Annotated in this window: 11 protein-coding genes; 1 reads left to right on the plus strand and 10 read right to left on the minus strand. The window is 55.7% G+C overall.

The annotated features are described in order from the left end of the window. Nucleotides 1-64: 64 nt before the first annotated feature. The 8 genes from nodU to nodB form a co-directional block, all read right to left on the minus strand. Nucleotides 65-1,813, minus strand: coding sequence for a nodulation protein NodU (nodU, locus tag ACLFKU_RS31210; RefSeq protein WP_410851678.1), 1,749 nt, complete (start codon nucleotides 1,811-1,813; stop codon nucleotides 65-67). Nucleotides 1,814-1,826: 13 nt separating this feature from the next. Then, complete coding sequence (gene nodS / locus ACLFKU_RS31215; RefSeq protein ID WP_410851679.1) at nucleotides 1,827-2,432, minus strand: nodulation methyltransferase NodS; 606 nt, start codon at nucleotides 2,430-2,432, stop codon at nucleotides 1,827-1,829. A 110-nt stretch (nucleotides 2,433-2,542) separates the two neighbouring features. Next, nucleotides 2,543-3,133: a NodA family N-acyltransferase gene (locus ACLFKU_RS31220; protein ID WP_410851680.1), complete on the minus strand. Its 591-nt coding sequence runs from the start codon at nucleotides 3,131-3,133 to the stop codon at nucleotides 2,543-2,545. A 221-nt stretch (nucleotides 3,134-3,354) separates the two neighbouring features. Continuing rightward, nucleotides 3,355-4,095, minus strand: coding sequence for a sulfotransferase (locus ACLFKU_RS31225; RefSeq protein WP_410851681.1), 741 nt, complete (start codon nucleotides 4,093-4,095; stop codon nucleotides 3,355-3,357). A gap of 102 nt (nucleotides 4,096-4,197) precedes the next feature. Further along, nucleotides 4,198-4,986, minus strand: coding sequence for an ABC transporter permease (locus ACLFKU_RS31230; RefSeq protein ID WP_368587017.1), 789 nt, complete (start codon nucleotides 4,984-4,986; stop codon nucleotides 4,198-4,200). Nucleotides 4,987-4,988: 2 nt separating this feature from the next. Next, a complete protein-coding gene (gene nodI / locus ACLFKU_RS31235; RefSeq protein WP_375792177.1) occupies nucleotides 4,989-5,903 on the minus strand; it encodes a nodulation factor ABC transporter ATP-binding protein NodI in 915 nt (304 codons plus the stop codon). Between the two features lie 55 nt (nucleotides 5,904-5,958). Next, nucleotides 5,959-7,302 (minus strand): chitooligosaccharide synthase NodC, encoded by a 1,344-nt coding sequence (gene nodC, locus ACLFKU_RS31240; protein ID WP_410851682.1) that lies wholly within the window; start codon nucleotides 7,300-7,302, stop codon nucleotides 5,959-5,961. A gap of 421 nt (nucleotides 7,303-7,723) precedes the next feature. Then, the gene (gene nodB / locus ACLFKU_RS31245; RefSeq protein ID WP_410851683.1) at nucleotides 7,724-8,401 is read right to left on the minus strand and encodes a chitooligosaccharide deacetylase NodB; all 678 of its coding nucleotides are present in this window, start codon (nucleotides 8,399-8,401) and stop codon (nucleotides 7,724-7,726) included. Nucleotides 8,402-8,627: 226 nt separating this feature from the next. On the opposite strand from nodB, the gene ACLFKU_RS31250 reads away from it, so the two are divergent. Then, nucleotides 8,628-9,536 carry a LysR family transcriptional regulator gene (locus ACLFKU_RS31250; RefSeq protein ID WP_018434998.1) on the plus strand — a complete coding sequence of 303 codons (909 nt, stop codon included), beginning with the start codon at nucleotides 8,628-8,630 and terminating at the stop codon, nucleotides 9,534-9,536. Here ACLFKU_RS31250 and ACLFKU_RS31255 read toward each other — a convergent pair. After that, nucleotides 9,533-10,852 (minus strand): acetyl-CoA carboxylase biotin carboxylase subunit family protein, encoded by a 1,320-nt coding sequence (locus ACLFKU_RS31255; protein ID WP_410851684.1) that lies wholly within the window; start codon nucleotides 10,850-10,852, stop codon nucleotides 9,533-9,535. The genes ACLFKU_RS31250 and ACLFKU_RS31255 overlap by 4 nt on opposite strands. A 626-nt stretch (nucleotides 10,853-11,478) precedes the next feature. After that, on the minus strand, nucleotides 11,479-12,192 hold the full coding sequence (locus ACLFKU_RS31260; protein ID WP_368587013.1) for a hypothetical protein: 714 nt from the start codon (nucleotides 12,190-12,192) through the stop codon (nucleotides 11,479-11,481). Between the last annotated feature and the right edge of the window lie 342 nt (nucleotides 12,193-12,534).

Consider the following 12,534-nt stretch of genomic DNA (forward strand, 5'->3'; position numbering starts at 1 on the left):
AGGGATGCTGCCGCTGTCTGTGCAGTTCGTCCGTGAAAGAAAGTCCCTGGCGCACTCATTCAAGTCACGCCCCGAGCGGTGCGCCTACGGCCCGCTCAAACTGGCCACCAGAACCTGGTTCGTCCATTGACGATGACAGGCCAGTGCTACATGCCTTGCTCAATAAAAGACCGTCGCACCATACATGTTCGACACCTCCCCACTCGCAGGCTGAAGCAGCGTCCGGAAAGAAGCCACGTCCATGATAGTTGGCACTGGTGTTACATAGCAAAGGAACGCCAGTGAGTCTTTCGTATTCAATCAGGAGTTGCGCCACGGGATGCGCGGAAGTTCTTGCAATGGTTTGCAACCGAGCCGATCCGTCGAGATGCACTACGGCGGGGATCCTTTCCCGCCATTCCTCGCGGGTCTGATGATCGAACAGCATGTAGGGGTCTGGAGTACCGGGACAAAAGACGGCAACCGCCCGATCTTCAAGACATATTGGTGCTACCGGACGAAAATGCTCCCGATGCTTCACCGCGTTGAGGAAGTCCTTCATCGCAGGGGACGTCGCAGCAGCGAGAATGCTTCGGGCACCCAACGCTCGGGGTCCCAACTCTGCCCTGCCGGCTAGGAAGACGACGGGTTTATTTTCAGCGAGTACGCCGGCGAGTTGTGCAATGGAGCAAGGGGACGTTGTCCATCCGGGCGGCACGTCACCAGTTTTCACTGCTGGCCCGCTATAGATCGACCATTCCAACGGCAGGAAGCCTTTGTTCGCTGCCATCGAGCAGCAAGCGGCGCCAATCGCAGACCCACTATCGTTCGGAAAAGGCGGAATCCAGATTGCGTCAAAAAGACGACTCTCACGTAGTGCGCTGTTCCATTTGATGTTGAGACCGCATCCGCCAGAGATGCACAAGTTCCGCGGCTCGAAAATCGGATGGCGTGAGAGCGCTGCTTCCATTCCTTGAACCAGAAGACGCTCGAGGAATACGTGAAAGGATGCAAGTATGTCTTCTTCAGGCTTGGCCTCCAATTGTGGAACGCATTCTTGGAAAAAGTCGCGTGTAGCTGCGAGAGATTTTTCTGGTATGCGGACATTCTCGCGGTATTCTTGCGCAAGTTCGGTGTCGCCGGCAAAGCGTTGCTCATAAAGATCCCGAAAGACTGCAATGATGCCTTCGTCGACCGACCCGAGCGCGATGTATGCCATAAGCTTGCCTGCCACGCCCAGGTCCCAGTCAGCGCCGCTCGCCTTCTTGTAGGGCCCGAAATGATGTCCAGCCGCCGCGTACATTTGGCCGATAACTGGGAACAGGCAATTGACGAGGCGTGCTTCGTCCGGTCGCACATAGTACAGTCTTGGGACCATGCCGCCATCCCAGACTAGGCAGTATGCAGGCTCCCCGCTTATCGCGAACGGACTGGTGCAGTACGCGGACGCGACATGGCCCGAAACATGAGGGTAGCTCTGATACGCATACGATTGTTCGCCGATTAACAGGCCGGTGCGTTCGAGCGGATGGAGGAGATCGTCGGCTCTGCGTTCGATATAGGGAGCACCTTTCAAGATCACAGGCGTACGGCCGCTGAGAGTGCGAAATTCCGACTCTATCTCGCCGTCCCAGCCATCAATTACAAACTGATCGATGTCATCGACAAGCAGCCCGTGTTCGCTCAGCACTGTTGCAACTACGTCAAGATTCCCGATTTCCTGATATCGCGGGTTATTGTCCCGCTTCTCCTGTTCGATGCAAAAAAGGAGCTTTCCATCCTCCACAACAGCGATGGCTCCATCGTGTGTCAGTTTGATGCCGCAGATGCGCATAGTATCTCCCGCTCTAACGGAGGCAATTCGGTTGATTTGGAAAATCCATCGGGCTCCGGAAGCGCGCGAGCATGCAATCCTCATTGGACGACCGCCCGATGCACTGCACGCGCTCGACCTCGGTCAGCTCTTCCCGTAGCATTTCGAGCACCGTTTCCGCCCCGGCGATGTGGCCCCACCGCCGGCAATTGGCGTCAACAGCCGATCCGAATACCAACTGCCCGTTGGGCGCAAGCATGCGCGCCAAGCTCTGCACAGTGGCCCGTACCTCGGCGATGCTTCCGAGGTAATAAAGAACCTCCGAGACAACGATCAGATCGAACTTTTCCGGAGCCGAAAAGCGCTGGATGTCTGATACGATCCAAGTGATATTGGCCGGTTCCATTAGCCGTGCGCGTGTTCGCGCGATCGCTTCTGGAACTACATCGATGACGGTGAGCCGTCGACAGTGAGGCGCCAGCTTTTCCGTGAACGCCCCGCCCGCACATCCGACTTCAAGTGCATCTGTGACGATGCCCTCGGCAAGTGACAATCGAAGCATTTGCCTGTGGCGCTCGAATTCGAACGGGTTACTGTCCAGCCGCCACGGATCGTTGGAGTTCAATTCCCGAAGCAGCAAGTCGAAGTTCGCTACATGTGTCAAGTTCACATACCTCGATAGCGGTTTACTATAAGGACAATTGCATGGGGGCGTCGGCTCCACCGCCTTCTGTGGTGAAGCGCCAGCCTTCATAGCTCCGGACCATTGCGCTCGATTGCACTCCCCTCCGGCCACTGGCTCATCGAGCTACCAATCGGCATGATTACCGCAAGGACGTCTTCAGTGCGTGTCGGGGGCAAATCTAGACGAACGTCGGCCAGAGTTGACCGCACCCGCACGCCCGAGACGACCATTCCCAATCCATGCCGACACAACCTCGCGATATGGTTCTTCAACTCATGGCGCACCGTGCCGAATGCGAAAGGAACCCGAAGGCCCTGCAGTGCCGGATACATCGCGCGGATCGAATGGCTGATGCCGAGTCCTTCGAGATCCGGACGAACTCCGTAAAGTCCCAGTTCGGCTACAAGAACATCGACCGTGCCAACCTTGATGAACCGGCGCAGCGAGCCCATGTGAGCCGCCACCCCTTGCGAATCGTAGGCAATCGCACGGAGTTCGGGCCGCGCACCAGCCCAACTCCGGCTGCCCTCGAAAGGTTTCGCGTTAAAAGATCCAGTTGGTCCATACGTTGCCCGAAAGAACTCGGACAATTCTATGTGGTCCGAGAGCCCTAGCTCATTTTCCCAACACAGTCTCCATTGCACAGTTGAGGCCATTTGAAGTCACCTTATAAGAATATGTTCATACGCCATTCGCTGAACACAGAACCGGAACAGTGGCCATACACATCGGGGTTCATCTGCTGTTCGGAACGCAAGAATTAGTTTAGCTAGGCTGCGGACCGCTAAACCCGAGTTTGCGAGTCGATAAAGCCAATGCTCTTCAAAAGCTAGACAATTGAAAGCTATCGGGGAAATCTTGATGTTTGGCGGGCCGATCAGCCCCCTTGAGCTTCGAAAAAGCTATCGTATCGACTGCCCTCGAAGTGACGCCTCAACTCTTCGAAGTTAAGTACCGTCTGCCGCAGCGATCGAACTTCCTGACGTCTAAGAGATGTGTTTTCAGAGCAAGGGTGATTCGAGATGCCGAGAAAGGCTGAGACCGCCTTCAGACTTGAGGCCGGATCGTCCCGAAGAGTTTCATAGTCGATAGTGAGCACGCTCGACGGTGAAAACGAGCTCAGAATTAAGTGGTGGAAATCGTCCGCGGCTTTAAAGTAAGCCTCACAGTCTTCGACTTTCAACATGACTTGCGGAGGCGGACGTGAGTCGTCGTTGTCCGGACCGTATTTTAGCCACTGACCGCTTTGTCTTGCTTGCACCAAAGAACGAAACGATTCCAACGTGTTTCGTCGAATCACGAGCAGTACCTTCAAACGTGGCCACGCGGCCAGCGTCTCGAAAAACCCGGGACGTTCGTTAAACTGAGGCTGGTTGATCTTGCAACCGACGTGTGTCAAATGGGGATTCCCGGTCATGGTCGGATGGTGCAGATAGGCTAGCTCGAGCAGTTCGCGATCGCTACGCAAAAGCCGGGCGCGATCGGGCCAGATTGGGTCATACGGATTGAGCAACTCACCATTGCTTGACACGTTCGGATGCGCATTCAGCAATTCTTCCAAGTAGTGAGTGCCGGTCCTCGGCATCCCCACGATCGCAAATGGCTCAGTTGTCTGCATGGGGTATGTCATGGCGTTCATCTAACGGGTTGAAAGAGGGTGTGAGTGCTGCGCAGATGGTCCGTTGCGAAGCTCGTGGGCTCGGATTGATTGCCAAAATCGTCACGACATTAGGCGGCGGCGAAGTAGAACCGCCGATAAAAAGAACGGCAGTACTGCGTAGACGCAAAGCGCAGCCACGTGAAGGCTGATACTAGCGACAGGCCGTGCCAGCATCGCTGGGCGGATCAGCTCAACGGAATGTGTCAGCGGAAGGAATCTCGCAATTTGCCGAAGAGCACCGGGGAGATGACCGATCGGGAAGACGACGCCGCTCAGGAACAACATGGGCGTCAGAACAAGGGTTTGGTAAAAAATGAAATAGTCGTAACTGGGCGCGATGGCGACGAGCACCATAGCCAGACTCGCGAAGGCGAGTCCAGTGAGAACGACGACGGGCATGACATAGATGATACTCGGCAGCGCCGCATAGCCTAGGACCGCAGCAACCACCATCACCGCAGCGCCGGCAAGAAGGGCTTTTGTGGCCGCCCATGAAAGTTCACCTAGAACGACGTCGCCAATCGTGAGTTGAGTGCATAACACCGCTTCCCACATGCGCTGAGTATGCATTCGCGAGAAGGCCGCATAAATCGTCTCAAAGGTGGCAGAAGTCATTGCACTCGTCGCAACCATTCCAGCGGCCAAGAAGGCGATGTATGACGTGCCGTCGACGCGGCCTATCATTATTCCCACACCTAGGCCAAGACCAAACAGGTACATCATCGGATCCGCAAGGTTCCCGAGGAGCGACACAAGCGCAGATTTCCTCCATGCAAGGTAGTTGCGGTGCCATACCGTGTGCCAGTTCAGCGCGTTGCCGGGCAGAGTTATCATGAATACATCACGCATCACTAATCCTTCATTTCGCGGCCGGTTAGCCGCAAAAACACGTCTTCCAGGTTGGCGGGGCGTTGGAGAATGCGCAGACCCGCATGCCCCCGCAACTGCAAACGCACCTGCTCAGGATCAGCGGCATAGCAAAACAATGCTTCGCCGCTCACTTCGGTTCGCTGTGTGTAGGGCTCGAGTAACGGCCGCAGTTCATGTGAATTGCCGCCATATATCTCAATCACTTGGCTCCCAATCTGCTCTTCGATCAGCGCACTAGGAGTACCTTCGGCAATGCTGCGCCCTTCGTCAATCACACAGAGACGGTTGCACAGTCGCTCCGCTTCTTCCATGAAATGAGTGGTGAGAAGAATTGTTTTGCCGCGCGCGAGTAGCAAGCGCAGGCGTTCCCAGATGAGGTGGCGCGCATGTGGATCAAGGCCCGTCGCGGGCTCGTCCATTACAAGTAGTTGGGGGTCGTTGATGAGCGCGCGAGCGAGTGTCAGACGCCGTTTCATGCCGCCTGATAATTCGATAACGCGCGCATCAGCCTTGCTTTCCAGTCGCGCGAATTCGAGCAAAGAGGGAATCACAACCGAGATCTCACCTGCGCTCATGCCAAAGTAGCTCCCGAATATCTCTAGGTTCTCACGCACTGTGAACCCGGGTTCAAGATTATCGAATTGCGGAACGACGCCAATTCGTGCACGTGCCCGTCGCGCGCGTCCAGGCACAGGCTCTCCGAGGACTGTGATCGTACCCGCGTCAGGTAGCGCCATCCCGAGGACCATTCGCGCGGTCGTGCTCTTGCCTGCGCCGTTAGGCCCCAAAAGGCCGAAACACTCGCCCGGCTCTACGTGGAAGGACAGTCCATTGACAGCGAGCTTCCCGCCGTAGGACTTGTTGACACCTGTAAACGTGATTGCTGCAGTTGGCATTGACATGGAAATCCAAATGGTTGTTCTCTTCAGGAAGATCTCGTGACGAACACGATCATCTGTTTCGGAAAACGTCATCAGATTCCGTTAATGCCTGCTCATCCCAGTGTCGACGGTGCTTGTCACGCTGAGCCTCGCCATTTGTGGATATAGTGGTGTCCGTTTCAGTGTCGTGCCCCGGCGGGTCGACGTGTGCGCTACAACCGCCGGCGGCCACGCCGCGGGACAGCCAGTTGCTGTTGCTGAGTGTACACAAGGCGTACGCCTTAACAGGTAGTAGGAACAGTAGGTTGACCAGCGTGTGCGCGGAGAACCCAAGAAATCGAAGCTCACGAGAGCGCATAGCTGCCACGGAGCAGCGGAGCATACTCATTGACGCGATCACGAAGCACGCCTTCCATGGGGCCGTCTCTGTCAATGCGATCTGTAAAAAGCCGGAGAGCATTGCGATCGCGAGCAATAGGGAGCCTGCATTCTGCGCAATGACGTCCAGCGTAAGATACCGATCTAGGCGGGGTAAAAGGCGTAGCGCCAACAGCGTGTCGCGATATGTGCTTCGCGCCCAGCGCAATTGTTGGCGAAGATACGGCCCGAGTCTGTCTGGAACGACGGTCGAAGCGATCGCATTTGGAACGTACTCTGTTCGGTAGCCCGCGGCCAGCATGAGAATTGTTAGATGACGATCCTCCCCAAAATCGCTTCGCTTTCCCCGGAACATCTGTGTTTCGTACTGGTCGAGCAGCAAGAGAAGCGCGGCGCGGCGATATATCGCGCACGGCCCGCAGCAGCACATCACGGCGCCGAACCGGGCCTGAGCTGCGCGCTCCTCGTTACACGCGAGCCAGTATTCCATATCAATCAGACGGGTCAACCACGTATCGTTGCGATTGCTGGCGGTCAATTGACCCATGGCGGCGCCGACCTCTGCATCGCTCATTGTCAGTATGAGTTGGCTTATAACGTCCGGCGCCAAGGTCGTGTCGGAATCGACGTTGAGTATGAGTTCTGCGGATGAAGCCCGTATTGCGGCGATCTGGGCCTTGCGTTTTCCCACGTTTTGGGGAAGAAGAACAAAATTGAATCTTGGATCGTGCTCGTAGTCGCGATAAACGGGTTCCAACGCATCGCGGTTGGCGGATCCGTCATCGACCACGTGGATTTTTAAAGCCCCTGAGTATTCCTGCGTTGCGATAGAGGCGAGACACGCGCGCAGAGTATCGGGGTTTTCGTTGAAGCACGGAACGATGACGTCGACGTCGGGAAGAAAATTCGTGGCAGATTGGTTGCTATGCTCAGCTGGGGCGGGTAGGGTATGTAGAACCTGCGCTGTCTTATAAACGGCAGAAAGAAGTGCGTACAATAAAACGGAGGTCGTATTGATGGCGGCAGGAATGTTCATCGAGGTCAGTTTGCTAAGTGGTGTCAAAAAACGATCTGATTACAGGCCTGCTAGGATCCGTCAATACGCCTGCTTGGCGTGATCACATCGACGACAGACCCTGCGTGAAACTGCGATACCGTAGACAGGAAGAGTTGACTGGGTGCTGTCGCGTACCGCCTAATCGTATTAATCTGTCGCTTTCGACCGACTAATAACCTCCTCCAATGCGTTCCATGGTATCGAGGTGAGCAACAACACCTCCATCGGCGGACACGGAAAGTTATATCAGTGGATCCTTTTTCACGGGTCAGTTTTTCCTGACATCTTCGTTTGATTGTCCGCCAGAATCGTGCACGATCTCTCGATGTGACTATGGGGAACCGTTTGCAATGAGTGGCTAGCCAATAGTCCAAGCAGGCTAGTGGTTACAGATGTGTACTCATTCGGCCAGTGTTTTGGATCGACGATCAGGAAGTCGACTAATCACGAACTTGCGCGCCTTCAATGCAGGAATTAGACGCGAGAGAGCCTCGGTCGTTTGTCTGCGGGATGTCGTGTGAACATCGGAGTTTGACTCTCCGGGGGGGCTTCCATCATGCAACAGCACAATCGAGCCTGGCCGGACTGATGCCATCACCGCATCAACAATCACATTGACACCCGGTTGAGACCAATCCCGCGGGTCTACTGACCAGTGAAGCGCGATCAATCCAGCCTTCCCCGTTTCCCCGATTGCGTCTTTCGTCCAGATTCCGTATGGCGCCCGGATATACGTCACTTTTGCCGCAGGACACGTCTCCTTGATAAGCGCATCCGCCTCCCATATTTCACGGCGAACTAGGTCCGGCTCACATTTCGAAAGGTCTGGATGTGTCATGGTGTGGTTAGCGAGTTCATGACCTTCTGCGGCGATCCGTTTGATCAGTTCTGGATACTCCGCTGCGTATGCGCCGATGACACAGAAAGTTGCCGCCGCTTGCTCATATGCCAATATGTCAAGTATTTTCGGCGTCCATACTGGATGAGGTCCGTCATCAAATGTAAGGTAAACCTTAGGGCGAAGATCGGCACAATCACTGTCGCTGCGCACTTCTGTCAAATAGTCTGGGTGGTTCATAGCCTTTCCATCGCGTCGGACGCATGCCTTGTATCGTTCGATCTGCCGATAGGTTCGATCGCCAACTGCGGATCACTATGCGGGATTTTGCGGATCAATCAGTACTACGATAGACGGGCTTCGACGTTCCCTATTCCATTTGAATGGTCGCAACTTTGCGTTATCGCAAATAATTTGTACAATCGATTGTTTCGATATGTCTCATCCATAAGGCGGATACCGGAACATGCGATTCAAAGGCCTTGATCTGAATCTTCTCGTCGCGCTGGATGCGCTGATGACGCAGCGCAACTTGACGGCTGCGGCGCAAAGCGTCAATTTGAGCCAGCCTGCCATGAGCGCCGCCGTTGCTCGACTACGCGATTATTTCGGCGACGACCTGTTTGTAATGAGAGGTCGTGAGTTCGTCCCCACTGCGCGAGCGACGGAGCTCGCTGGACCTGTTCGGGAAGCCCTATCGCACATCCAGCTTTCGATCATCTCGCGGGACGTGTTTCGACCGGAGAAGTCGAATCGCCGCTTCAGGGTGTGCCTGTCCGACTTTATGACGCTGGTCTATTTTCAGAATGTCATTGAGCGGGTAGCGCGCGAGGCTCCTTCGGTTGGTTTCGAATTGCTTTTCCCTGATGACGACCCGGGTGAGCTGCTTCGGCGTGGGGACGCCGATTTTTTGATCCTGCCGGAGCTGTTGTTGGCTGATGCTCATCCTAAAGCACCGCTCTTCGAGGAGAAGCTCGTGTGTGTAGGCTGTCCGACGAACAAACAGTTGTCCCGCCGCCTGCCGCTCGAGAAGTACATGTCGATGGGACACGTAACAGTGAGGTTTGGACGTGCACGGAGACCTTCGATCGAGGAGTTCTTCTTACTCGATCTAGGTCTCAAGAGGCGCGAAGAGGTTATCGTGCCTACCTTCGACTTGATCCCGCGAGTCCTGCTTCATACTAACCGTATCGCTACGATTCCTCTGAGGTTAGCAAAGTATTTCGCGGAAGTCGCCCCGCTGCGGATCGTCGACGTCCCGTTGCCACTTTCCTGTTTCACTGAAGCGATCCAATGGCCTTCCCTGCATAACGGGGATCCTGCGAGCATCTGGATGCGAGAGCTCCTGCTGGAGGAGGCGCGAAACTACGTCTAGCAAGGCAGAAGCGGCGGGGAATGCCTTCCGGGATGAACCATTGGAGCCGCTGGCTCCGCAGTGAAGGGGGGCGCGGCAATCTCGGCGAGCGTGTATTGGAAATTGTCTAATGTCGTGTGAATTCCTGTGGCTATTTCGTGCTCCGATGCAGCGCGGTAGCGGAAGCGCGCGAGGAGGGTGGCGTAGCCGCCGGTGCCGTCGAAGAAATGACGTGGCTTGGGGAAAACCGCCTCGTAAAGCGCGGGGATCTCTCGTAGCAATTTTGCATCGACGAATACTTTGCCCACTGGCTCCGGCAACATGAGGAATCCACCGCGGGCGGACGATGCCGACGCGTCTAGCGCTGCTTGCACCTGAGTGGCTAACCGCGCCTTGTCACCTGACTGCTGCGCGGCCCAGAGGGCGAACAGGTCAACACCGTACAGATCGTGAAAGAGGAATGGGATTTCTCCTTCGCCGACGCGGGCACCAACCTTAAGGAAATACAATTCATCGCAGCCCCGGACTATCTCAAGATGGAATGGCCCATTTCTGAAATCCAGGGCGCGCAGACACTTTACGGAGAATGCGGTTAGCGCCTCATTTAGAGGACTTGGGTCGAGCATCACCGAGCCGAGTGGTTTACCTTGAGCGAACTGGACATAAGTGCTGATGTAGCGAGACGCGCGCGCGATAACCAATGTGCTATTCAGAAGGAAGCCGTCAACGTGATAAACCGGACCGTCGATGTACTCCTCGCAATCGTACTCGGCAAGCGGTAGTGTCGGCCACAGTGCATCGAACTCAGGACGGGTCTCGATGCGCCGTGACCCTATGTTCGCCGTACCTGATCGCGGTTTCACGATTATCGGAAAACGCATCACAGTGGTAGTCGCCGCCTTGGCAACGACCAGATCTTCCAGGGCTGCAAACCGCGGTACACGCAGGCCAGCTGCGGCGATAGTATTCGTCGTAACGGCCTTATTTCGAAAGCGCACGACTGTCTCGGGAAGGTCGCCGGGGATATTGAACGAATTGCGCAGTCGCGCGGCCGCTAAAAGGTCGAATTCGGATAAGGCGACTAGCCTGTCGATGCCGCCGAGCGCTGAACTACAGGCGCGCACCGCCGCATGCAGCGCGTCTTCATCGAGGATGTCAGATAGCTGTTCGACGTGTGCAATGCGAGAGGTGTCAAGCGCGGCGACACTGTTGGGCGTGCAGACGTATGCGATCTTGTTCGCCGCATGATCAATGTAGCGCTGATAGGCAGCGAAACCGTCGGACCACCGGTTAAGCACGACTATGCGGTTACCCTTAGCAGGATGATTGGCTTTCATGTGGAAGCAACTTGTTCAGATATTTTTTCGGCTTGATCAAATTTGAGCGCACAGAGCGTTTTGGCGATGTCCGGGCCCGGCGTCGGGGCGATCTGCGGCGGTGAACCGGACATGTCTGGTAGGGGTTTAAGAGAGCAGTCAGTCTCGCGATAGTGGAGGACGGGTGGGCGTGGGAGCTTCGTCTCCTTTGAGACCGGATTGTGGCGCACACTCGCCACTTCGGCGCCGCCGGCGAAGTCCGCTGATAAGGATTTGACGAACCGTACGATTGTCAGGCACGTCGCATCGCCACGTTCGCATTGCCGGAGCTGCGTGGGTTTGGATTGCAAATATGGCCGCGTATCATCAGTTTCGACAACAAGATCGACTTGTTTAGTTTAACCAGTGGGTATATGTGTCCATTACGCTGCTGCCCGGCAATCTCTGCGAGCGCTGAACTGTCCACGGTGACTCGCCTGTGCATGGGAAGACACCGAGCGCAGCGCCCACCACCGCGAAGGACGCAACAGACGCTCGCAGTCGAAGGGTCGCGGCACGCGCAAATGCAAGGGCGGCGATACCTTGACGAGCTGTGGCGGCGAAAACTGCGGTACCGGATGACGCTGGCGCAACCAAGATGACGGCGGTCATGTGGCTGCTTCCCGCGAGGTTATGCTTTCCGTCCGGGGCACGGTCGTCACACGCAACTCATCGAAATATTCGTGGATCAGGCCGACGAAGTTGCGGAGATACATTTCCGCGCTCTCAATGCTGCCCCAGCCGCCTATTGCCCGCTGAAGGGCAATCCAAATGATGTCATAGTGCTTGTGCGATTCCGCGTACTGAATGTGGTCGAGCGAACCTTTAACGTGATCGTGGCCGAACGCCCGCGCGGCGGCTTCTGTAATGCTCTTGCTGTAGCGATTGGTGTACCATTCGAGCAGCCAGTTCCAGACCATCGTCGGCAGCGGACCGTTGCGACCAATGCTCAGATAGAGGTAGCCGATCAGTTTGTCGGTGCTGTGGAGGGGGGCAACCCGGTCGACGTCATTGGCAGATAAGCCGAATTTCTTAAGGTCGTGGAGGAATTTCCCCTCATGCCCGTATCCTTCTGCCAAGTATTGCGCGAGGATCTGTGCGAGCGTGTTGTCCTTGGAGCCGATTTTGTAGAGTGCGAACGCGTCGACCTCGTTATTGAGTCGGATTCGCAATACAGTTTCTACGAGGTGGCGGCGATAGTACTCACTGTCGATCCAGTCGCCGCGGTGGAACGCTGCGGTTTCGGGCGAAGTTGCGAACATCTGTTCCACAGCTTGTTGAGCGACTTGCTCAAAATAAGTGCGATCGTTGGCTGTACTCATGTGACCTCCGGTTAGAAATTGAAAAAGGGCAAAGAAACGAGCGAACCGGGCTGCTATAAACGCGTCGAGGAGATCAGCCGGGCACCTTGACGCGTTCCTGCGGGAAACTTCGATGCGTACATCAGGCTCGCGGGAGTTCCTAGAGCTTCTAGACTCGAACCGCGACTGCGGCGGTCGTGCGATGAGAGGGCAGCACTGTCAAACATTCTTGGGCATTTTTTTCGGCTAGCATAGCGAGAGAGGGTTCGTGCAACCTGCTGAACGCAATGCTTCAACCTATTGTTTGCTAAGCAGTTAAGTGGTCGTATCCGGGCTCAGATAGCCCGGCGTGCCTAGAACTCC

It is taken from the genome of Paraburkholderia sp. EG304 (assembly GCF_046543485.1).
In the GTDB taxonomy this organism is placed as follows: Bacteria; Pseudomonadota; Gammaproteobacteria; order Burkholderiales; family Burkholderiaceae; genus Paraburkholderia; species Paraburkholderia youngii.